The 22,215-nt window shown below is 74.2% G+C and carries 16 protein-coding genes; 12 read left to right on the top strand and 4 right to left on the bottom strand.

Annotated features, from left to right (window positions below):
* Positions 1 to 204, bottom strand: a 204-nt coding sequence (locus tag ACZ44S_RS23900; RefSeq protein ID WP_466932274.1) for a hypothetical protein, incomplete at its 3' end; no start/stop codon positions are given.
* Between the two features lie 465 nt (positions 205 to 669).
* On the opposite strand from ACZ44S_RS23900, the gene ACZ44S_RS23895 reads away from it, so the two are divergent.
* Positions 670 to 2,991 (top strand): FtsK/SpoIIIE domain-containing protein, encoded by a 2,322-nt coding sequence (locus tag ACZ44S_RS23895; protein WP_466932272.1) that lies wholly within the window; start codon positions 670 to 672, stop codon positions 2,989 to 2,991.
* 20 nt (positions 2,992 to 3,011) lie between these two features.
* Here ACZ44S_RS23895 and ACZ44S_RS23890 read toward each other — a convergent pair whose 3' ends face one another.
* Positions 3,012 to 3,629, bottom strand: coding sequence for a hypothetical protein (locus tag ACZ44S_RS23890; protein WP_466932270.1), 618 nt, complete (start codon positions 3,627 to 3,629; stop codon positions 3,012 to 3,014).
* Positions 3,630 to 3,836: 207 nt separating this feature from the next.
* Between ACZ44S_RS23890 and ACZ44S_RS23885 the strand changes: the two genes are divergently transcribed.
* From ACZ44S_RS23885 to ACZ44S_RS23850, 8 genes are all read left to right on the top strand, one after another.
* The gene (locus ACZ44S_RS23885) at positions 3,837 to 5,258 is read left to right on the top strand and encodes an ABC transporter substrate-binding protein (RefSeq protein WP_466932268.1); all 1,422 of its coding nucleotides are present in this window, start codon (positions 3,837 to 3,839) and stop codon (positions 5,256 to 5,258) included.
* A 7-nt stretch (positions 5,259 to 5,265) separates the two neighbouring features.
* Complete coding sequence (locus ACZ44S_RS23880) at positions 5,266 to 6,615, top strand: carbohydrate ABC transporter permease (protein ID WP_466932266.1); 1,350 nt, start codon at positions 5,266 to 5,268, stop codon at positions 6,613 to 6,615.
* Positions 6,612 to 7,529 carry a carbohydrate ABC transporter permease gene (locus ACZ44S_RS23875; protein WP_466932264.1) on the top strand — a complete coding sequence of 306 codons (918 nt, stop codon included), beginning with the start codon at positions 6,612 to 6,614 and terminating at the stop codon, positions 7,527 to 7,529. The genes ACZ44S_RS23880 and ACZ44S_RS23875 overlap by 4 nt, the downstream gene beginning before the upstream one ends.
* Positions 7,530 to 7,676: 147 nt before the next feature.
* Positions 7,677 to 9,947, top strand: a complete 2,271-nt coding sequence (locus ACZ44S_RS23870; protein ID WP_466932262.1) for a bifunctional glycosyltransferase/CDP-glycerol:glycerophosphate glycerophosphotransferase — start codon at positions 7,677 to 7,679, stop codon at positions 9,945 to 9,947.
* A gap of 151 nt (positions 9,948 to 10,098) precedes the next feature.
* Entirely contained in the window at positions 10,099 to 12,303 is a 2,205-nt protein-coding gene (locus ACZ44S_RS23865) for a bifunctional glycosyltransferase/CDP-glycerol:glycerophosphate glycerophosphotransferase (RefSeq protein WP_466932260.1), read from the top strand.
* Between the two features lie 7 nt (positions 12,304 to 12,310).
* Positions 12,311 to 14,527: a bifunctional glycosyltransferase/CDP-glycerol:glycerophosphate glycerophosphotransferase gene (locus ACZ44S_RS23860; RefSeq protein ID WP_466932258.1), complete on the top strand. Its 2,217-nt coding sequence runs from the start codon at positions 12,311 to 12,313 to the stop codon at positions 14,525 to 14,527.
* Entirely contained in the window at positions 14,524 to 15,789 is a 1,266-nt protein-coding gene (locus ACZ44S_RS23855; RefSeq protein ID WP_466932255.1) for a hypothetical protein, read from the top strand. Before ACZ44S_RS23860 ends, ACZ44S_RS23855 begins: the two co-directional genes overlap by 4 nt.
* Before the next feature lie 99 nt (positions 15,790 to 15,888).
* Entirely contained in the window at positions 15,889 to 17,466 is a 1,578-nt protein-coding gene (locus ACZ44S_RS23850) for a hypothetical protein (protein ID WP_466932253.1), read from the top strand.
* Here ACZ44S_RS23850 and ACZ44S_RS23845 read toward each other — a convergent pair.
* The gene (locus ACZ44S_RS23845; protein ID WP_190164123.1) at positions 17,456 to 17,869 is read right to left on the bottom strand and encodes an organic hydroperoxide resistance protein; all 414 of its coding nucleotides are present in this window, start codon (positions 17,867 to 17,869) and stop codon (positions 17,456 to 17,458) included. The two genes, ACZ44S_RS23850 and ACZ44S_RS23845, sit on opposite strands and share 11 nt — an antisense overlap.
* Before the next feature lie 125 nt (positions 17,870 to 17,994).
* On the opposite strand from ACZ44S_RS23845, the gene ACZ44S_RS23840 reads away from it, so the two are divergent.
* Positions 17,995 to 18,492 (top strand): MarR family winged helix-turn-helix transcriptional regulator, encoded by a 498-nt coding sequence (locus ACZ44S_RS23840; protein WP_466932250.1) that lies wholly within the window; start codon positions 17,995 to 17,997, stop codon positions 18,490 to 18,492.
* 86 nt (positions 18,493 to 18,578) lie between these two features.
* Complete coding sequence (locus ACZ44S_RS23835) at positions 18,579 to 20,210, top strand: glycosyltransferase family 2 protein (RefSeq protein WP_466932248.1); 1,632 nt, start codon at positions 18,579 to 18,581, stop codon at positions 20,208 to 20,210.
* A gap of 595 nt (positions 20,211 to 20,805) precedes the next feature.
* Here ACZ44S_RS23835 and ACZ44S_RS23830 read toward each other — a convergent pair.
* Entirely contained in the window at positions 20,806 to 21,444 is a 639-nt protein-coding gene (locus ACZ44S_RS23830; RefSeq protein WP_466932246.1) for a TetR/AcrR family transcriptional regulator, read from the bottom strand.
* A gap of 139 nt (positions 21,445 to 21,583) precedes the next feature.
* Here ACZ44S_RS23830 and ACZ44S_RS23825 point away from each other — a divergent pair.
* Positions 21,584 to 22,215, top strand: a 632-nt coding sequence (locus ACZ44S_RS23825) for an ABC transporter permease (protein WP_466932244.1), incomplete at its 3' end; no start/stop codon positions are given.

Below are 22,215 nucleotides of genomic sequence, written 5' to 3'. Positions count from 1 at the left end.
CGGCCCGACGACCGCGCACCCCACGGACAGCACCCGCAGCACGCTCCCCACGGACAGGTGCACGGCGGTGACGCATCGGGCGGGCGGGCTCCCGGCGGGCAGAATCGCGACGCCCGCACGCCCGGCGGGCAGACGGACCCCGGGCGGATGCCCAGTGGGTCGCCGGTGCCGGAGCAGGGTGGGGCGCCGGGGGGCGCGGGGCACGGCGACGCTTCCGTCCGGCGCACGCTGCGGATCGCGGCGCGGGGAGACGTGCCCCGGGTGCCCAAGGGGCGGCGCGTGTCGCGGCCGGGGCCCGCCGGGGACGAGACGCACGCGGGGAGCGGTCGGCTCGACGAAGGGTTCGGCGTCGGGCCCTCCGGCCCCGTCCCCCCGGGACACCGGGCTCCCGACACGACCCACGGCGACTCCCGGGACGAGGCACCCACGGCCGCTCAGGGACGGGCATCCCACGGTGTCCCGCGCGACGGCCACCACGGCGGGCCCCCCGACCCCGGCAGTACCGGCGCCGCACCCGCTCACAGCTCCCGAGGGCCCGGTCAGGGACCCGCGGACCCCACAGGCCGTGCGACCGGCACCGCTCACGACGCGCGCCACGCCGGTTCCGCCGGCCCCGGGGGGCCCACCGTCGGCACGACCGGTGACGTACGCGACCCGCACTACGGCCATGTGCCCGCCGATCCCGGCGGCCCCGGCTCCCGCAAAGGCACCCCCGTCCGCGGCACCGAACTCCCCCAGCCGTCCGGCGGGCGGAAGCGGGGCGGCATCGGGGCCTGGGCCCGGCGGCTGGCCGGGGGACGGCAGGAGCGGGAGGCGGCAGCGGACGCGCGGGGCGGCAGCGGCGCGGATCCGGGCGGGCGCGCGCCCGAGCCGGACCTGGCCGCCCCCGTGCTCCCCGAGACCTGGCCGGACCCCGCCACGCTGCTGCTGACCGCGCTCGGCCCCGGCCCTCGGCTGTGGGAGCGTGGGCCGGGTCACCCCGAGGCGCTCGCGGTACGGCTCGGCACCGCGGACCGGACCACGCCGGACGGCTCGGGTCTGCTGCCCGCCGTGCCGGTCACCTCGGGGTTGCGCGAGGTCGGCTCGCTGGGACTGGCGGGCCCGCGCGAACGCCTCGCCGGGCTGGCCCGCGCGGTGCTGGCCCAGCTCGCCGCGCTGCACTCCCCCGACTCCCTGGAGATCGTCCTGATCGCCGCGGACCACTCCCGCCCCCTGGCGGAGCGCACCGCGGAGTGGTCCTGGCTGGGCTGGCTGCCGCACGTACGCCCCGGGCACGGCCAGGACTGCCGTCTGCTGCTCGCGCACGACCGGGAACAGGCCACGGCCCGCACCGACGAACTGCTCCGGCGGCTGGCGGACCACGAGCACGCGGCCGCAGGCGGCCCGGCCGACGCCGTACCGGCGGGCGACGGCCCGTACACCGTGGTCGTCGTGGACGGTGACCCCGGCGGCGCGGACGTCCGCGAGGCGGTCGCCCGGCTGGCCCAGGACGGCGCCCGGGCCGGCATCCATCTGCTGTGTCTCGCCGAGACGGCCGCCGCCTCCCCCGCGTCCCCAGTGACGGAGACGTACGAGGCGGCCTGCGCGGTGGCGCCGACGTTCCGGGACTGTGGGGCCGTCGCCCTGCTCAGCGGTGACGTGGCGACCGCCCTGCGGCTGCTCCGGGTCGCCGCGACCGGCTCCGGGACGGCACCGGGCCCCGTGGGCCACGGCACCCTCGCCACCGTCGACGCGGTCTCCCGGGCCTGGGCCGAGCGGTTCGCCCGGGCGCTCGCGCCGCTGCGCACCGACGGCACCGCGGGCGGGCGCCACGCGCGCGTGTCCGCGCCGCTGCCCCGGTCGGCGCGGCTGCTGGACGAGCTGGGCCTGGCCCGGGCCACCCCTGCCTCACTGATGGCCCGCTGGGCGGACGCGGCCGACGACGCCCAGGCGCTCGGCGGACGCGTCACCGCCATACTGGGCGCCGGACCGCGCGGCCCGGTCGTCGCCGACCTCGCCGCCGACGGGCCGCATCTGCTGGTCGAGGGGCCGCCGGGCAGCGGCCGTTCGGAGCTGCTGCGGGCGGTCGTCGCCTCGCTGGCCTCCGCCGAGCGCCCCGACCGGCTGGGCATCGTGCTGGTCGACGGCCGGGGGGAGCCCGCGACGGCCGCCGGGCACGGCGAGGGCCTGCGGGTCTGTACGGACGTACCGCATGTCACCACGCATCTCGGTGCCAGCGACCCGGTGCGGATGCGGGAGTTCGCGCAGTCCCTGAGCGCCGAGCTGAAGCGGCGTGCCGAGCTGCTGGGCCGCTCCGACTTCGCCGAGTGGCACACCGGACGCGAGTTGTCGGACCGTATGGTCGCCCAGCGGACGGCCGCCTCCCGCGCGGGAGCGGCCGCCGGCGAGCAGAACGGCGACCTGGACGCCCCGCCCAGTTCGACGCTGCGGCTGCGGCCCGGCACGGACCGGCGCAAGACGGAGGCCGCGCCGCCGCTGCCCCGCCTGGTGGTGGTCGTGGACGACCTGGACACGCTGGTCTCCCCCGCGCTCGGCTCACCGGGGCGGCCCGCCGCCGGATCGGTGATGCGGGCGCTGGAGGCCGTGGCGCGGGACGGCGAGCGGCTGGGGGTGCACCTGGTGACGGCCACCGGCCCCTGCCCCCGGACGGCACAGACCGAGCCGGTGCGGCGGGCGTCGCTGCGGGTCACGCTCGACGCCCCCGTGCCGGGCGGCGGCCCGGACGACCCGGCGCCGGGCCGTGGCCGGCTGGCCCGCCCGGACGGACGGGAGACGGCGTTCCAGGGCGGCCGGGTCACGGGCCGCATCCCGCGGACGGCGACCCTGCGCCCGACGGTCGTCCCCCTGGAGTGGCACCGGATGGGCGACCCCCCGGCCCGCCGCCAGGTGCGCGAACTCGGCAACGGCCCGACCGACCTGGCCCTGCTCGCCAGCGCGCTGGAGCGGGCGGCGCGGCAGGTCTCGGCGGCGGAGGTGCCCTCGCTCCTGTGACCGCGTGCCGGGGAGGCCCGTCAGTGCCCTCCCCGGTTCTCGACACAGGGGCCGGTGCCGGGCTGGGGCTCGGCGTAGGCGCCGTGCACCTCGACGGTCAGCTGGTCCTCCGTCACCCGGCCGGACACACAGGCGTCCCCCGTGTGCACGCTGTAGAAGCCGTTGCCGATGTGGACCCCGTGCTCCTCGCCGCAGCCGAGCCGGGCCAGGGCCGCCGCGATCCGCTGCTCGTCGAAGACGCCGTACGCGCCGGCCCCGCCCTCCTCGCGCACCTTCTCCAGCTCCGCCCGGATGAGCCCCGCCGACGCCGCTCCCCAGGCCCGCCCCTCCGGGGTCAGCGATCCCTGCATCCGATAGGCGTGGTTCTCCGCGTAGTGCGGCGCACCGTCCCCGTTCTGCTCCCGGGGGCCGTCCGTGCTCCCGGAGGAGGACGACGGAGCGGAGGGTGACGGGGACACGGTGGGCGCCTCGGCGGGCTGCGCGCACTTCGGCCGTGGACTGAAGGACGGCCGGGGGCTCTCCGACGGCCGGGCGCTTCCCGCCCCCGCCACCGCCTGCCCGCCGCTCGGCTCGGTCCCGCACGCGGTCAGGGTGACCACGAGGAGAGCGGTCGCGGCGACTGATCGTCTGATGAACATGTCCCCCAGCATTCCGCCCCGTGCCGGGGGCGTCATGAGCCCGGGTACTCAGGCCCTCGGTGACGCCTGGTCACGACGGGGTCACGATCCCGGACTTGACACGGGACGCGCTCTTGCCACCCCCATCCCCCGGGCGTAGACCAGAGCGCACGGGACAGCGCTCGAACGTTCGGCGAAGTACGACGGAGTACGAAGAACGGGGCAGTGATGCGCAGGACGAGCAGGTTCATCCGAATACGCAGGTCGCCCGACAGCCATGTGACAACTCCCCACACCCGCAGGGCCACGAGAGCCGCCGCCGCGATCGCCGCCGGTGTGCTCGCGGTGTCGCTCACCGCCTGCGGAGGCGACGACGACAGCGGCGGCGACAAGGACAAGGACGGCGGGAACGGCGACACCGGCACCACCGTCACGCTGCCCGAGCTGGACGGCGAGAGCCTGGAGGTCGCCGCCGTCTGGACCGGCGCCGAACAGGCCAACTTCAAGAAGGTCCTCGCGGAGTTCGAGAAGCGCACCGGCGCCAAGGTGACCTTCGTCCCCGCCCAGGACCCCATCATCAACTTCCTCGGTTCGAAGGTCGCGGGCGGCGCCCCGCCGGATGTGGCGATGCTGCCGCAGCCGGGCGCCATCAAGCAGGCCGTGGAGAAGGGCTGGGCGAAGCCGCTGGGCGTCGAGGCGCAGGCGGAGCTCGCCAAGAACTACTCGCAGGGCTGGCAGGACATCGGCACGGTCGACGGCAAGCAGTACGGGGTCTACTACAAGGCCGCCAACAAGTCGCTGGTCTGGTACAACGCCCAGGTCTTCGAGAACGCCGGCGCTGCCGAGCCGAAGACGTGGGACGAACTGCTCACGGCCGCGCAGACGGTGTACGACTCCGGTGTCACCCCGTTCTCGGTCGGCGGCGCAGACGGCTGGACGCTGACCGACTGGTTCGAGAACGTCTACCTCTCCCAGGCGGGCCCGGAGAAGTACGACCAGCTCGCCCGGCACGAGATCAAGTGGACGGACCCCTCCGTCAAGGAGGCGCTGACCACGCTCGCCGAGATCTGGGGCAAGAAGGACTATGTCGCGGGCGGCGCGTCCGGGGCTCTGCAGACCGACTTCCCGACGTCGGTGACGCAGACCTTCACCGGCGGCGACCAGCCCAAGGCCGGCATGGTCTACGAGGGCGACTTCGTGCAGGTCAACATCGGTGAGACCAAGGCGAAGGTGGGCACGGACGCCAAGGTGTTCCCGTTCCCGGCGGTCGGTGACGCCCCGCCCGTGGTGTCCGGTGGCGACGCGGCGGTGATCCTGGAGGACTCCGAGGCCTCCCAGGCACTGGCGACGTTCCTCGCCTCCCCGGACGCGGCGAGCATCCACGCCGGTCTCGGCGGCTACCTCTCGCCGAACAAGAACGTGCCGAACTCGGCGTACCCCAACGAGGTCCAGCAGAGGATGGCCAAGGCGCTGATCGACGCCGGGGACGACTTCCGCTTCGACATGTCCGACCAGGCCCCGCAGGCCTTCGGCGGCACGCCCGGCAAGGGCGAGTGGAAGGCGCTGCAGGACTTCCTGAAGAACCCCGGGGACATCGCGGGGACCCAGGCGAAGCTGGAGGCCGAAGCGGCCGCGGCGTACGGGAACTGATCCGGCGATGGCGTCGGACACGGCGGCAGGGGCCCTGAAGCCGGCCCCCGCCGCTCCCAAGTCGCGCAGAAGCGTCACCGGCACACGGAGAACGGTCGCGGCGCTGTTCCTGCTGCCCGCGCTCGTGCTGCTCGGTGCGCTCGTGGTCTACCCGATCGGGTACTCTGTCGTCCGCAGTTTCTACGACCAGTCCGGTGACGGTTTCACCGGATTCGACAACTACCAGGCGCTGTTCACCGACGACGGCATCCGCGCCGCCCTGAAGAACAACGTGATCTGGGTGGTGTTCGCGCCGACCGTCGCCACCGCGCTGGGTCTGATCTTCGCGGTGCTGACCGAACGGGTGCGCTGGGGCACGGCGTTCAAGCTGGTCGTCTTCATGCCGATGGCGATCTCCATGCTGGCGGCCGGGATCATCTTCCGCCTGGTGTACGACCAGGACCCGGACAAGGGCGTGGCGAACGCGGTGTGGGTGGGGGTGCACGACACCTTCGCCCAGTCCTCGGCGTTCCCGAAGGCGCACCCGGGCCGTGAGTCGCCGCTGGAGCCGGCCGGCGGCGGAGCGTTCATCACCCGGTCGCCGGTGAGCACGGGTGACACGGTGACGCTGCCGCTGGTCGGCGTGGCCCCGGATCTGATGCCGGACGACGCCGCGCGGGCGGCGGCGCCGAAGCCGGAGGGCGACCGGATCACCGGGACGACCTGGCAGGACTTCACCCGGGGCAAGGGGGTCGGCACGCTCAACCAGGTCGACTCCTCCGAGCTGGGATATCCGGGGATGCGGATCGAGGCCGTCAAGGACGGCGAGGTCGTGGAGACGGCCACGGCGGGCGACGACGGCACGTTCTCCCTGTCGTCGAAGGCCGACGGGGCACATCTGCGGCTCCCGGCGAGCAACTTCGCGGCACCGTACAACGGCGTCGACTGGCTCGGCCCGTCGCTGGTCACGCCGGCCATCATCGGCTCGTACATCTGGATGTGGGCGGGCTTCGCGATGGTGCTCATCGCCGCCGGGCTCGCGGGCATGCCCCGGGAACTGCTGGAGGCCGCGCGGGTGGACGGCGCCAACGAGTGGCAGGTGTTCCGGCGGGTCACGGTGCCCCTGCTGGCGCCGGTCCTCGCGGTGGTCACCGTCACGCTGATGATCAACGTGCTGAAGGTGTTCGACCTCGTCTTCATCATCGCGCCGGGCTCCTCCCAGGACGACGCCAACGTGCTGGCGCTGGAGCTCTACCGCAAGGGCTTCTCCGAGGACCAGCCGGGCATCGCCAGCGCGATCGCGGTGTTCCTGCTGCTGCTGGTGATCCCGGTGATGTGGTTCAACGTAAGACGGCTGCGGCGGGAGGTGCGGCGATGAGCACGGACGCCGGGAGTGTCACCACCGGGGCGGGCGCGCCGCCCGTGCCCGTCGCCGGGGCGGAGCAGTCGCTCGGCTCCCGGCTCAGCCAGTGGGTGAGCGGCGGGCTGGTCCGGGTGTTCCTGATCGTCGTGGGCCTGTTCTGGCTGGTCCCGACGCTCGGGCTACTGCTGGCCAGCCTGCGCACCCCGGAGGACATGGCCGCCGACGGCTGGTGGACGGTGTTCACCGAGCCCTCGCAGCTCACCTTCGGCGCCTACGAGACACTGCTGAAGAACGACGACATCACCGGATCGCTGCTGAACACGGCGTACATCACGGTCCCGGCGACCGTGCTGGTGGTGGTGATCGGCTCGCTCGCGGGGTACGCCTTCGCCTGGATGGAGTTCCCGGGCCGCGACTGGTGGTTCCTGGCGGTCGTGGGGCTGCTGGTGGTGCCGGTGCAGGTGGCGCTGATCCCGATCGCCGAACTCTTCGGCAGCCTGGGCATCTTCGGCTCGGTGACGGGCGTGGTCCTCTTCCACGTCGGTTTCGGTCTGCCGTTCGCGGTGTTCCTGCTGCGGAACTTCTTCGCGGAGATCCCGAGGGAGCTGCTGGAGGCGGCCCGGCTGGACGGTGCGGGCGAACTGCGGCTGTTCGTGCGGGTCGTGATGCCGCTCGCCGGGCCGGCCATCGCCGCGCTGGGCATCTTCCAGTTCCTGTGGGTGTGGAACGACATGCTGGTCGCGCTGATCTTCACCGACTCGGGGAGCCAGCCGATCACGGTCGCCCTGCAGACGCAGGTACGGCAGTTCGGCAACAACATCGACGTCCTGGCGCCGGGCGCGTTCATCTCGATGATCGTCCCGCTGGTCGTGTTCTTCGCCTTCCAGCGGCAGTTCGTCTCCGGCGTGATGGCGGGCGCGGTCAAGTAGCAGAAAAAATCACCGAGTTGAAGGGGCGGGCCGGGCAGGTCCGCCCCTTCGTGTGACGGGAGTCCCCCGGATGCCGCAGGAGGCGTAACCAAGTCGGCCCAGCGGCCGTTGCCGGGCAGAACGCCCGCACCGACCGTTGGATGCCTCTTGCCCAGGTTCAGTGTCATTGTCCCCGCGTACCAGGTTCAGGCGTATCTGCACGAGTGCCTGGAATCGGTGCTGTCCCAGTCGTATCCCGATCTCGAACTGATCGCCGTCGACGACTGCTCACCGGACGCCTGCGGTGCGGTGATCGACGAGTTCGCGGCCCGTGACCCGCGCGTACGGGTGGTGCACCTGCCGGAGAACACCGGCCTCGGGCGGGCCCGCAACGCGGGGATCGAACGGGCCACCGGCGACTACCTGGTGTTCCTGGACGGCGACGACACGCTCACCCCCGACGCACTCCTCGCCGTCGCGGACCGGCTGAAGGAGACCGGCGACCCGGACGTGCTGGTCTACGACTACGCGCGCACGTACTGGTCGGGCGAGACCGTGCGCAACCGGGTCGCCGCCGAGCTCACCGAACGCGGCCCGGCGCCGTTCCGGCTCGACGACCGGCCGGGGCTGCTGAATCTGCTGATGGTGGCCTGGAACAAGGCCTACCGCCGGGAGTTCGTCCAGCGCGCGGGCCTCACCTTCCCGCCCGGCTACTACGAGGACACCCCGTGGACGTACCCGGCCCTGATGACGGCGGAGTCGATCGCCACGCTGGACCGGGTGTGCGTGCACTACCGGCAGCGGCGGTCCGGCTGCATCCTGCGCACCACCAGTGAGCGGCACTTCGACGTCTTCGACCAGTACGACCGGGTGTTCGCGTTCGTCGACGAGCGGCCCGAACTCGCCCGCTGGCGCCCGGTGCTGTTCCGGCGCATGGTCGACCATCTGGTGACGGTGTACACGCGGCGGGAACGGCTGCCGCGCGGTTCGCGTGCCGCGTTCCTGCGCCGGGCCCGCGCCCACTACCGGCGCCATCGCGCACCGGGCGCGCCCGTCGCCGCGCGCGCCCGCGTCCACCACACGCTGGTCCGCTTCGGGCTGCACCGCACCTACCGGGCGCTCCGGCTCACGGCGGCCCTGTGCCGCAGGACGGCCCGGCTCACCGGGCGGCTGCTGCGCGCGCTGCGCCGTGTCGCCCTGCGCGGGCACTACCGCTTCCAGCGGCTGCTCCCGCTCCGCACCGACCAGGCCCTCTTCACGGCCCACGCGGGCCGCGGCGGCGATCCGGGCGCCCTGGAGTCGGCGGTGCGCGACCTCGCCCCGCACATCCGCACCGCCTGGGCGGCCGCCCCGGAACACCATCACACCCTCGCTCCGGGCACCCGCCGCCTCGTCCCCGGTACGGCGGCCCACTGGACCGCGCTCGCCCGGTCCGCCTATCTGGTGACCGACACGGAGACCGAGCCCGGTCTGGTCAAGCGCCGGGGACAGATCCTCGTGCGGGCCCAGCGCGGCACGCCGCTCCGCCACGAGGGCCTGGACCTCCGGGAGCGGCCGGCGGCGGCCCGGGACAGCGACCTCGGCCGTCTGCTGCAGGACGTCGACCGGTGGGACTACGTGGTCTCCGCCGACCGTCACTCCACCCTGACCTGGGAGCGGGCGCACCCCGGCCGCTACACCACCCTGGAGTACGGCAGGCCGCGCACCGACCGCTTCCAGCGGGCGAGCGGCGCGGACGTGGCCGCGCTGCGGGAGTCGCTGGGCGTCCCGAAGGGGGCGGTGGCGATCCTGTACGCGCCGGCCCACCGCGACCACCTCCGCACCCGGCCCCGGCTGCTCGACCCGGAGCGCGTGGTGCGCCGGCTCGGCCCGCGGTTCGTCGTCCTGGCCCTGGGACCGGCCCGCGGCCCGCACGACGCCCCGCCCGGGGCCGCCTCCGGCCGGGTCCTGGACGTCACCGGGCACCCGGACGTCGCGTCCCTCTGCCTGGCCTCGGACGCCCTGGTCACCGACTTCTCGCCGCTGATGTTCGACTACGCGGGCCTGGACCGGCCGGTCGTCCTGCACACCGAGGGCCGGGAGGCGTACGAGGCGGTCCACGGCCTCTACTTCGACCCGCGGACCTTCCCTCCGGGCGCGGTCGCGTGCGACGAGGACGAACTGATCGACATCTTCGCGTCCGGCCACTGGTGCGGAGCCCGCTCCGCCCGGCTGCGGGCGGCGTTCCGCGACCGCTTCTGCCCGCACGACGACGGCCGGGCCGCCGAGCGCGTCGTACGGCGGGTCTTCCTCGGCGAGAGTGCCGTCCCCCCGGTCGTCCCCCTGGAGGAGCGCCGCCCGGCGCCGTCGGCGGCGGCCGCCGTGCCCGACGCGCGCTCGCTCGTGGCGCCGCCGCCCCGGCAGACCGCGGGCCTGGTGACCGTCACCGACGGCGGCTGACCGTCGTTCCCTCCTCGGGAGTTCCCATGCCCCCCGGCTCGTCGCGGCCCGCCCCGGCCCGGCCGTCCACCCGGCGGTCGGCGGGGCGGCCCGGTCGGCGTCCCGCACGCCGATGCGGCCGGCGCCACGACATCCCTACGGAAAGAGCAGAATGCCCCGCTTCAGCATCATCGTCCCGTCCCATGGGGTCGCAGGCCGGCTGGGCCAGGCGCTGGACTCAATCCTCGCCCAGTCCTTCGGTGACTTCGAGCTGATCCCGGTCTGTGACGCACCCGGTTCCCCGGCGGCCGACGTGGCCGACGGGCACGCCGAGCGGGATTCCCGGGTGGCGCCCGTGCACGCCCCGCCCTCGCAGGGCCTGGCGGGGGCGCGCAACGCGGGGATGCGGGCGGCTACCGGGACGTACCTGCTGTTCCTCGACGGCGACGACGTCCTGGTCCCGGGCGCGCTGGCCGCCCTGGACGCGCGGCTGGCGGAGACCGGGCAGGTGGACGTGCTGCACTTCGAGCACGAGCGGGTGCCCTGGTGGGAGGGCGAGCCCACCAACCCGGCCGCACCCCTGCTGGCGGACACCCCGGACGGCGCCTTCGCCCCCGAACGCGCCCCGCACCTCACCGGAGTGGGCCTGCCGGCGTGGAGCGCGGTCTGGCGCCGTGCCTTCGCCGCCGAGCAGTGCCTGGCCTTCCCGCAGGGCCACTTCACGGACGTCGGCTGGGGCGGCCTCGCGATGCTGGGCGCCGAGCGCGTGGCGGTGCTCCGCGCGGTCGTCGTACGGCATCTCGTGCGCCGCCAGGGCAACCGGCTGAACCTGCCCGGCGAGCACCACGCCGAACTGCTCGACCAGGTGGCGCTGGTGCTCGACCGGGCCGCCGATCTGGAGGTCTCCGCCGCCCGGTCGGGGCCGCTGTTCGAGCAGCTGTTCGCGGCCGTCCTGAAGACGGCCGCCCACCCCCGGCGGCTCCCGTCGGGCCGCCGGGCCTTCTTCCGCCGCGCGAGCGCCCTGTACCGCCGTCACCGCCCCGCCGGCTTCCGGCCCCCGGGCGGGAGTCTGGGCGTGCAGCACCGGCTGCTGGCGGCCGGCGCGTACGCGGCCTTCGCCGCCCTGCGCGGCTCCCGCCGGGCCGCGGGCCGTGCGGTGGCGGCGGTGCCGCGCCCGCGGGGCCTGCGCACCCGGCTGCTGTACCGGATGCAGCTGCGCCGCCCGCTGGATCCGCACCTCGCCGTGTACTGCGCGTACTGGGGCCGCGGCTACGCCTGCAACCCGGCCGCGATCCACGCCAAGGCCCGCGAACTCGCCCCGCACATCCGTTCGGTGTTCCTGGTGGAGGCCGACCAGGCGCACACGGTGCCGGACGGCGTGGAGTACGCGGTCATCGGCAGCCGCCGCTCCTGGGACCTGCTCGCCCGTGCGACGTACCTGATCAACAACGCCAACTTCGCGGAGGGCGTCGTCAAGCGCCCCGGCAGCGTCCACCTCCAGACGCAGCACGGCACCCCGCTGAAGACCATGGGCGTCGACCAGTCGACGTACCCGGTGGTGGCCGCCGCCACCGGCAGCTTCGGCAAGCTGCTCGGCCGGGTGGACCGCTGGGACTACAACCTCTCCTCCAACCCGCACTCCACCCGCGTCTGGGAGCGCGCCTTCCCCGGCTCCTACGAGCATCTGGAGTACGGCTACCCGCGCAACGACGTGTATCTGACGGCCGGCGCCGACGACGTGGCCCGGGTCCGCGCGGAGCTGGGCGTCCCCGAGGGCGCACGGGCCGTGCTGTACGCGCCCACCCACCGCGACCACCACACCGGCTTCGAGCCCGGCCTGGACCTCGAGGCGTTCTGCGAGGCGGCCGGCGAGGACGTCGTCGTGCTGCTGCGCGCCCACTACTTCTACGACCGTGGAGGGCGCGGGACCACGGGACGGGTCATCGACGTCACCGCACACCGCTCCTCGGAGGACGTGTGCCTGGCCGCCGACGCGCTGATCACCGACTACTCGTCGATCATGTTCGACTACGCCAACCTGGACCGTCCGATCGTGGTGTACGCCGACGACTGGGACGTCTACCGGGAGACCCGGGGCGTCTGCTTCGACCTGATGGCCGGTCCGCCGGGGCCGGTGGTCCGCACCCCCGACGAACTGGCCCGGGTGTTCCGCGACGGCTCGTACGCGGGCACGGAGTCGGCCGCGCTGCGGGCCCGGTTCCGCGAGCGGTTCTGCGCCTTCGACGACGGGCGGGCCGCCGAACGGGTCGTGCGCCGGGTGCTGCTCGGCGAGCCGCCCGAGGCCCTGCCGCCCGTGATCCCGCTCGCGGAGCGTGTCCCCGCCCCCGCGGCCGCCGCCACCCTGGTGAGGAGCTGACGAAGCAGTGCCCCGCTTCAGCATCATCGTCCCCGTCCACAAGGTGCAGGGGTACCTGCACGCCTGCCTCGACTCGGTGCTCGGGCAGTCGTACCGCGACATCGAGGTGATCGCCGTCGACGACCGCTCGCCCGACGGCTGCGGAGAGATCCTCGACGCGTACGCGGCCCGCGACGAGCGGGTCCGGGTGCTGCACCTTCCGGAGAACGTGGGCCTCGGGCGGGCCCGCAACGCCGGGATGCCGCACGCCACGGGCGACTACCTGTTCTTCCTGGACAGCGACGACACCCTCACCCCCGGCGCGCTGCGTGCCCTGGCCGACCGTCTCGACGAGACCGGCGACCCGGACGTGCTGATCTTCGACTACGCGCGGACCCACTGGTGGGGCGGCACCCGCCGCAACGCGCTGGCCCATGTGCTGGCGGAGGCGTCCGAGGGGACCTTCACGGCCGCCGAACGGCCCGGGATCCTCGACCTGCTGATGGTGGTGTGGAACAAGGTCTACCGCCGCGACTTCGTCGACCGGGAGAACTTCACCTTCCCGCCCGGCTACTACGAGGACACGCCCTGGACGTTCCCGGTGCTGCTCAGCGCCGGGCGCATCGCCGCCCTGGACCGGATCTGCCTGTACTACCGGCAGCGCCGCCAGGGCAACATCCTGTCCACCACCAGCCGCAAGCACTTCGACGTCCACGAGCAGTACGCGCGGGTGTTCCGGTTCGTCGACGCCCGCCCGGCGCTGGCGCACTGGCGGCCGTTCCTGCACACCAAGATGGGCGAGCACTGTCTCGACATCCTCTCCAAGCCCGACCGGCTGCCCCCGTCCGACCGGGGCGAGTTCTTCCGCCGTACGGCCGAGATGTTCCGGGCGCACCGTCCCGAGGGCGTCCGGGTCCCCGCCGAGCTGCGGGTGCTGGAGGGCGGCTACGCCGGCTATGTGCTGCGGCGGCAGGCGGGGCGGGCCGGCCGGGAGCTGGAGCGGCGGGCCCGGCAGGCGCGCGCGGGAACGGCGGCCCGGGCGGCCCGGGCCCGGTCCGTGCTGCGCCGCCCGCTGGATCCGCAACTCGCCGTGTACTCGGCCTTCTCGCACCGGGGCGTGCTCGGCGACCCGGCGGCGATCCACCGCGCGGCGCGTGAACTCGCCCCGCACATCAGGGGCGTGTGGGTGCTCGCCGACGAGGAGAAGGCGGCCGGGCTGCCGCCGGACACCGAGTACGTGCTCCTGGACTCGCCCGGCTACCGCAGGGCGACCGAGCGGGCCACGTACTTCGTCAACAACGTCAACTGGTCGGGTGCGCTGGTCAAACGCCCGGGGAGCGTGCACATCCACACCCACCAGGGCACCCCGCTGAAGTTCATGGGCGCCGATCTGCTGGGCAAGCCCGGCGCCCGGCACGGTTTCGACGTGCCGCAGATGCTGCGCCGGGCCGACCGCTGGGACTACAGCCTGGTCGCCAACCGGCACTCCGAGCTGGTGTGGGAGCGGGCCTTCCCCTGTCACTTCACCTCCCTGCGCAGCGGCAGCCCCCGCAACGACGTCCTGGTCGGCGCGGGCCCGGACAGCGGCCGTGAGGTCCGCGCGCGGCTCGGCGTCCCGGACGGCCACACGGTGGTGCTGTACGCGCCGACCCGCCGGGACTACCGCAGGGACGGGCTGGTGGAGCGGATCGACCTGGCGCGGTTCGCCGCCGATCTGGGCGAGGGCCGCACCCTCGTGGTCCGGCTGCACCCCTCGCTCGCCGACGGGCCGGCGCGCGGCCTCGGCCTCGCGGAGCTGCACCGGCGGGGCGTGCTGATCGACGCGACGGACGAGCCGGAGGTGCAGGACGTGCTGCTCGCCGCGGACGTCCTGGTCACCGACTACTCGGCCCTGATGTTCGACTACGCCCTGCTGGACCGGCCGATCGTGATCCACGCCGACGACTGGGGCGCCTTCCGGGCGAGCCGGGGCGCCTACGTCGACATCACGGCCGGGGCGCCGGGGCATGTGGCGCGCTCCTACCGGGAGCTGGCGTGGCTGCTGGAGTCGGGGACGTGGCGGGACGAGGAGGCGGCACGGCTGCGGTCCGCCTTCCGGGACCGGTACGGCGAGTTCGACGACGGCCGGGCCGCCGAGCGGGTGGTGCGGGCGCTGATGCTGGGCGAGCCGATGCCGGAACACTCCGCGGGCGGCGGCCGGGTGCCCGCCCAGGCCGAAAGCCGTGACCTGCTGACCCCGTCGTGAGGCCGCGCACCTGGGTCCTGCTGCTGGCCGCCGTCTTCGCGGTGCTGCAGCTCGCGAACGTCACCGGCCGGGACACCCCCGACAGCAAGAACTACCTGTCGTACGCCCTGAGCCTGAGCGGCGCGGACCAGCGGGAGGCGGCGGCGGTCACCATCGACCACTACTGCGCCGGCCGGGCGGCGATCGCGCACCGCGGCCAGAACGTGGACGTGGTGCGCTTCCACGCCCCGGACCCGGCGCCCCGGGTGCTGGAGGAGTGCCGGGAGCAGGAGTGGCGGGCGGTGGAGGCGCGGCTTGCGGCCGGCGAGGCCGGCGGGCACACGGTGCCGTTCATGCCGGAGCGCTTCATGCGGATCTTCGAGGTGCGTCCCGGCTATCCGGTGTTCCTGGTGCCGTTCGTCGGCCTGCTGGGGGCGACGTGGGGCCTGTGGGCGGCCGGTGTGGTGATCGCTTGCGGGGGTGGGGTGCTGGCGTTCCTGGTGCTGCGCACCCTGTCGGTGCCGGTGCCGCTCGCGCTCACCGGGATGGCGCTGTTCTGTGTGCTGCCGTGCGGGACGACCGCGATGCGCCCGATGACGGAGGGGCTGCTGCTGGCCCTCACCCTGGCCGCCCTGTGGGGTTGTGCGCTGGTACTGGAAGGGCGTAGGACACGGGCGGGCGTGGCGCTGGTGTGCGCCGCGCTGTTCGCCCTGTTCACCGTGAAGCACTCGCAGGCGCTGTTCCTTGGGTTGTGCCTGGCGGGCGCGGGGGCAGCGGTCGAGGTACGGCGCCGGTGGCGGGGGCGGGCTCCGGGGCGGGGAGTGGTGGCGCTCGCCGCGGCGGGGTGTGCGGGGGTGCTGGGCACGGTGCTGCTGGCCCGGCTGCTGCAGTACCCGTCGGTGTCGGAGAGCGTGCAGGATCTGCTCACCGATCATTTCGCCCGCCCCGACCGGGAGCGTCCGTGGGCGGAGTTCTTCCAGCTCCAGGGGAACTTCTGGATGGAGTGGCTGCGGCGGCAACTGTGGGAGCCGCTGTTCGTGGCGGCCCTGGCGGCCGGTGCGGCGGGCGCGCGGCGGCGGCCGGCGTTCGGCGCGTTCCTGGTCGCGGCGGCCGCTACGGGGATCCTCAACCAGGCCGGGCATCCGGACATCAACATCTGGGGCGACCGGCTGATCACGCTGGCCTGGCTGTTGCCGGTGCTGGGGGTGCCGCTGCTCCTGGAGCCGGTGGTACGGCGGGCGGTGGTGCCGACGCAGGCGGCTCCGGTGGAACTCGCCCGCTGAACGCCGAGGGTCACTCGATGAGGTGACACGAGGTCATGCCGCCGACCATGCCGGGAAGATAGGGCAAATGCCCGAAATGCCCTCATTCCTCGTCGCCCGATGAGCGCCGGAGTACTCGTACGGCGGACCGTGGGCGGTGCCACGGCGCTGCGCGGCGGCGGGGCCTGGCGTCCCACTCCGTACCAGCTGTTCGGCTTCCTGTTCTGGCTCGTGATGTCGCTGGCGTACTGGAGGGTGCCGCTGTGCTGCGACGCCGGACAGCACGCGGCGGTCGTCGAGCGGCTCAAGGACGATCTGCTGCACCCCCGGCATCCGATGGCGGACCTGCCCGGCGCGGGCAGCCCCTACTACTCGCCGTTCGCCTGGGCGCAGGCCGTGTTCGCCCGGCTGACCGGGCTGGGCGGCTGGGAGGTGCTCAAGCTCACCGGACCGCTGAACCTGCTGGTGCTGCTCACCGGGATCGGCCGCTTCGTGCGGGCCCTCACCCCGCGCCCCTGGGCGCCGGTGCTGGCGCTCGCCGCGATGACGCTGCTGTGGGGGACGGAGCGGGCCTGGTGGAGCGGCTATCTGAACCTGATGTCGATGACGGGCAACCTCGCCTACCCGTCGACGTTCGCGATCGGACTGGCTTTCTGGGCCTGGGCCCTGACGGGCACTCGGGCCAGGAACGCGGGGACCGTGCGGTACGTGGGGCCGGGCGGGCTGCGTCCGCCGTCCGGGTACGCGGCGCTGGGCGCGCTGTACGGGCTGCTCCTCCTCGTGCACCCGATCACGGCGGTCGCGGCCGCGCTGGGCGCGGTGGCGCTGGTCGCCGGGTGGCAGCGCGGATGGTCGGCGGCGCTCACCGGACGGTGGGCGCTGACGGGCGGGGTGGCCCTGCTGGTGGCCGCGTGCTGGCCGTACTTCGACGTGTTCGCCCTGGCGGGGGACTCCAGCGTGGACGCGATGCACCGGCGGCTGTACCGGGATCTGGCCGGTCAGTTCGGGCTGGCGCTGCTCGGGCTGCCGGTGCTGTGGCTGCGGGCTCGGCGCACCTCGTGGCGCGACCCGCTGGTGCTGATGTTCGTCCTGGACTGCCTGATGGTGGCGTACGGCTGGGTCAGCGGCCACTACACCTACGGCAGGGTGCTCGGGCTCACGCTGGTGCCGCTGCAGTTCGCGCTCGCGGTGGAGCTGGCGGCGCCCCGGCCGTGGCCGGTGTGGCGCAGGGTGCTGGGCGGGGCGACGGCGGCGGGGGCCTGCGCCGGCTTCCTGACCGTGCACGCCGGGGCGGTGGTGCCGCCGGCGGCCGATCCGGTCGGCTTCGAACAGCCGCCGGACTGGCCGGCGTACGACTGGGCCGCACGGCACATCGGCCCGGGCGAGGTGGTGATCACCGACGGCTACCACGCGGTCCACGCCATCGCGGGGTACGGGCCGAACCTCGCCGCGCCGGCCTGGCCGGACGCCGCGCTGGACGAACGGGAGCGGCTGCGGCGGGTGGCCGATGTGCACGCGTACCTGGATTCCCGTTCGACCCGCGCGGAGCGGGCCACGATCGTCCGCCGGTACCACGCGCGCTGGCTGCTGCTGACGCGCTGGCAGCGGGTGCCCGAGGAGGCGGTGGTGGTGGCGTGGAGCCGGCGGACGGGGGAGGTGCTGGCGCGCGTCGGGGTGAGCGGCGGGGTTACTCGATGACGAGGTCGACCGGGATGTTGCCGCGGGTGGCGTTCGAGTAGGGGCAGACCTGGTGGGCCTGCTCCACCAGCTTGCGGCCGGTCGCCTCGTCCAGGCCGTCGGGCAGCTCCACCCGCAGCGTCACCGCGAGCGCGAAGCCCTCGCCCTGCTTGCCGAGGACGACCTCGGCGGTCACCGCGGCCTCGCTGACGTCGACCTTGGCCGCGCGGCCGACCACACCGAGGGCGCTGCCGAAGCAGGCCGCGTACCCGGCGGCGAAGAGCTGCTCGGGGTTGGTGCCCTGGCCGTTGCCGCCCAGCTCCACGGGGGCGCTCAGACCGAGGTCCAGCTTGCCGTCGGAGGTGACGGCGCGGCCCTCGCGGCCGTGGGTGGCGGTGGCGACAGCGGTGTAGAGCGCGTCCATGGGAGACCTTCCCTCGTCGATTTGCGGGCCGGACCCTTCGGGGTTCCGGCCGCCTCACGACCACAAGTAGAGCACACAACTTAATTGCGCACAACCAAATGGCTCGCAAGAGCTACCCTGGAGGCATGACCACCACTCCGAGCCCACCACCCGCGACGCCCCCGCTGCCGGACGCCTCGGACGAGTGGCTCCGCGTCGACCAGCAGATCTGCTTCAGCCTGCACGCCGCCTCCCGCGCCTTCAACGGCGTCTACCGGGTGGTCCTCAAGGACCTCGGGCTCACCTACCCCCAGTACCTGGTGATGCTGGTGCTGTGGGAGCACGGCACCCTGCCGGTGAAGAAGCTCGGCGAGCATCTCCGGCTGGACTCCGGCACCCTGTCCCCGCTGCTCAAGCGCCTGGAGACGGCCGGCCTGGTGCGCCGGGAGCGCAGCGCCCGCGACGAGCGGTCGGTGGAGGTCCGGCCCACCGAGGAGGGCGAGGCGATGCGGCAGCGGGCCGTGGAGGTGCCCCGCCGGATCCTCGCCGCGACCGGCTTCGAGATCGACGAGGTCCGCGCACTGAGCTCCCGCCTCCACGCACTGACCACGGCACTGGACAAGGCGGCGGCCGAGGGCGCGTGACGGCGGCGAAGCGGATGCACGGCGGGTACGGAACACCCTGAGCCGGGCAAAGGGTATGAACACCCCACCACGTGCCCGAGGATGCCATGCACCCCCTTCACCCCCGGCCCGCCGCCGGCGTCGCCGTCGTCGTCATCGGCCACGACGACGCCGCCCATGTGACCGACGCCGTGCGCTCGGCGCTCGCGCAGGGCCCCGCCGTACGCGAGGTCGTCGCCGTCGACGACTGCTCGACGGACGGCAGCGCCGGCCTGCTGGACCGGCTGGCCGCCGAGGAACCCCGGGTACGGGTGATCCGGCTCCCCGCCAACAGCGGCGGCTGCGGCACCCCGCGCAACACCGGGCTCGACGCGGTGACCGCGCCGTACGTGATGTTCCTGGACAGCGACGACGTCCTGCCGCCCGGCGCGGTGGACGCACTACTCACGGCCGCGGCCGGAGCGGACGCGCAGGTCACGGGCGGTCTGTGCGTACGCCGTGAGCTGCCCTCGGGCCGCGAGGTGCCGTGGGAGCCGGGCCTGTACGCCTCGCGCGCCGTCCTCGCCCACCCGGCGGACCGTCCGCGCCTGGTTCACGACACCCTGTGCGTCAACAAGCTCTACGCCACGGCCTTCCTGCGCGAGCACGGCATCCGCTTCCCCGACGGCCGCTTCCCCTACGAGGACATCGTCTTCACCGCGCGGGTGTGGGCGGCCGCCCCGCGCGTCGCCCTGGTCCCGGACCGGGTGTACGTCTGGCACGTCCGGCGCTCCGCGCGGCGGCTGTCGATCTCGCTGGACCGCGCGGGCGTCGACAACTGGCGCGCCCGCACGCGCGCGTGCGGCACCGCGCACGCGATCCTGCTGGACGCCGGGGAGAAGCGGCTGGCGCACCGGACACGGGCCAAGTTCCTCGACCACGACCTGCGCATGTACGTGCGCGAGCTGCCGCTGCGGGACGGGGATCACCGGCGGGAGTGGTGGGCGCACACCCGGGCCTTCCTCGCGGACTACGACGCCGCCGACCGGTCACGCGACCCGGTGGCCCCCGGCCCGCTGATCGCACGGGTCGTCCTGGCCTCCCCCGAGCCGCGCGACCTGCCCCGGCTGCGGGAGCTGGCGGCCCGGCCGGCCCGGCTGAACCCGCCGTACGCCCGCACCCCGGACGGCACCCCGTGCTGGTCGGACGACCTGCCCGGCCTCACCCTGGAGGGCCTGCTGACCCGCCCCACCGACCGGCTCCCGTTCTCCGTGGACGCGGAACTGCGCCCCCGCGCGCGCCGCCTGCGGCTGCGCCTGCACGACCTGTACGGCCGGGCGGCACAGGCGGGCCCGGCGGAGGTGGAGGTGGAGTGGCGGCACCGGGACGGCGACGGCCCGGCCGTGCGCCGTACGGTGCCGCTGCGGGCGTCCGCCGGGGGCACCTGGTCCGCGGAGACGCCGGTACGCCCGGAGCGGCTGGCCGCGCTCGGCACGGGAGCCTGGGACCTGCGGCTGCGCCTGCGCTTCCGGGACGGCTCGACCCGCCGCGCCACGGCCCACGCCCTGGCCGGACCGGGGCTGCTCCGCCGCCACGCCCTGCCGAGCCCCCGATACGGCCTGATCCTCGTCCACCCCTACGCCACCCACTCGGGCTCCCTGGCCCTGCGCGTGGCCACCGGCGTACGCGGCATCGCCCCGGTCCTGCGGAACCGGCTGCGGCGCCTGACCGGGAGGGCGGCGCGGCCCTTGCTCACATGATCCTCAGAAGATCACACGGTCGGTGGCCGTGTTCGCGCCCTTACCCATGGCGTCCGGAGCAGTGATCACCGCGGGCTGGGGGAGACCGGATGGGCGTGCGGCGAGGAACAGCGGTCCGGGCTCTCGCACTCTCGGCGGCGGCGGGCTGCACCGCGGGCGACGGCTCCGAGGGCAGTGCGAGGCGTCCCGTCGCGGCCGGGCGGCCGACCCCCGATCGGCCGACCGTCGCGGTCAGGGCCCCGGAGCTCGACTCCCGGGACGGTGAGGTCCTGGCCGGTCGGCGGGGCCCGCTCGGGGCGACGGCGGCTTCTCCTACCGGGCCGGCCCCGCGGGCAAGACCCTCGTCGTCGCCGTGAACTGCCAGGGCAAGGGCACCATCGACGTCGCGCTGCCCGCGATGGACGCGGGCTTCCGCTTCGAGTGCCGCACGCACGAGCCCACCCTCACGCACAACGAACTCGCCGTGGAGGACGCCCGCGAGCCGGGCACGGTGAACGTGACGGCGCCCTCGACCGTCACCTGGGCGGTCACCGTCGGCCGCGGCGACCCCACCGAGGAGGACGCGCCCACGACGGGCCGACCGCGCCCGCCTGCCTCAGAGAGCCTTCAGGGCCGCGGTCGTCGCCCCGGTCAGCGCCGCGAGGTAGCCCTTCGGGAGCTTCGGGCTGCGGATGACCACCGAGCGCCAGTACAGCGGGCCCGAGATGAGGTCCAGGGCCAGGGCGTGGTCGATGCCCGCGCGGAGTTCGCCGCGGGCCTCCGCCGCGGCGACGATACCCTTGGCGACCCCGTCCTGACCTTCGCGCAGGGCCTTCTGCAGGGCCTCGGCGATGTCGGGGTTGCGGGCCGCCTCGGCCTGGAGGTCGGGCAGGATCTGTGAGGCGACGGGGTGGCGCAGGGCGCGGGAGGTCACCTCGTAGAGGAGACGCAGGTCGGCCTCCAGGGAGCCGGTGTCCGGGGCGGACAGGCCCTGGACGGCGATCGCGGACACCAGGTCGAGGACCAGATGGAGCTTGGAGCGCCAGCGGCGGTACACCGCGGTCTTGCCGACGCCCGCGCGGCGCGCGATCCCCTCGATCGACATCCGCGCGTAGCCGACCGCGGCGAGTTCCTCGAAGACGGCCGCCCGGATCGCCTCCGTCACGTCCTGGCGCAGTACGGCGGCCCCGGCCGGGGCGCGGCGGCGCGGACGCGGCTGGGGCTCGTCTGCGTTCGTCGTCATGCGGACCAGCATAGGCCGACGGCGTAGCGACGAAACGGTTGCGTTCCGACGTGTATTCGACCTACGCTCCGTCACGACGATACGGTTCCGTCCCGACGTCGAACCCGTTGCCCTCCCCCTCCCTCTGGTCCCTCTAGCGAAAGCAGCGGATGTGAGTCAGGTCCTCCACACACCGCCCCCCGCACCGGCCGGCCCGACACCGGCCGAGGACGACCTCGCGGCCCTCGCCGCCCGGCACGGCCTCACGGTCAGCGGCGCCCGGCCGTCCCTCATCGAGTACGTCCGTCAGCTCTGGGGCCGGCGGCACTTCATCCTCGCCTTCTCCCAGGCGAAGCTCACCGCCCAGTACAGCCAGGCCAAGCTCGGCCAGCTGTGGCAGGTGGCGACCCCGCTGCTCAACGCGGCCGTGTACTTCTTCATCTTCGGCCTGCTGCTCGGCGCCCGGGAAGGCATACCGCACGACGTCTACGTGCCGTTCCTGGTCACGGGCGTGTTCGTGTTCACGTTCACCCAGAGCTCGGTGCTGGCGGGTGTGCGGGCGATCTCGGGCAACCTGGGGCTGGTGCGGGCGCTGCACTTCCCGCGGGCCTCGCTGCCGATCTCGTTCGCGCTGCAGCAGCTGCAGCAGCTGCTGGCGTCGATGATCGTGCTGGTCGTCATCATGCTGGCGTTCGGCAGTTTCCCCGACCTGTCGTGGCTGCTGATCGTGCCCGCGCTGGCGCTGCAGTTCGTGTTCAACACCGGGCTGGCGCTGATCTTCGCGCGGATGGGCAGCAAGACGCC

Source organism: Streptomyces malachitofuscus (assembly GCF_055571035.1).
This window is presented reverse-complemented; position numbering and strand designations above follow the sequence as displayed.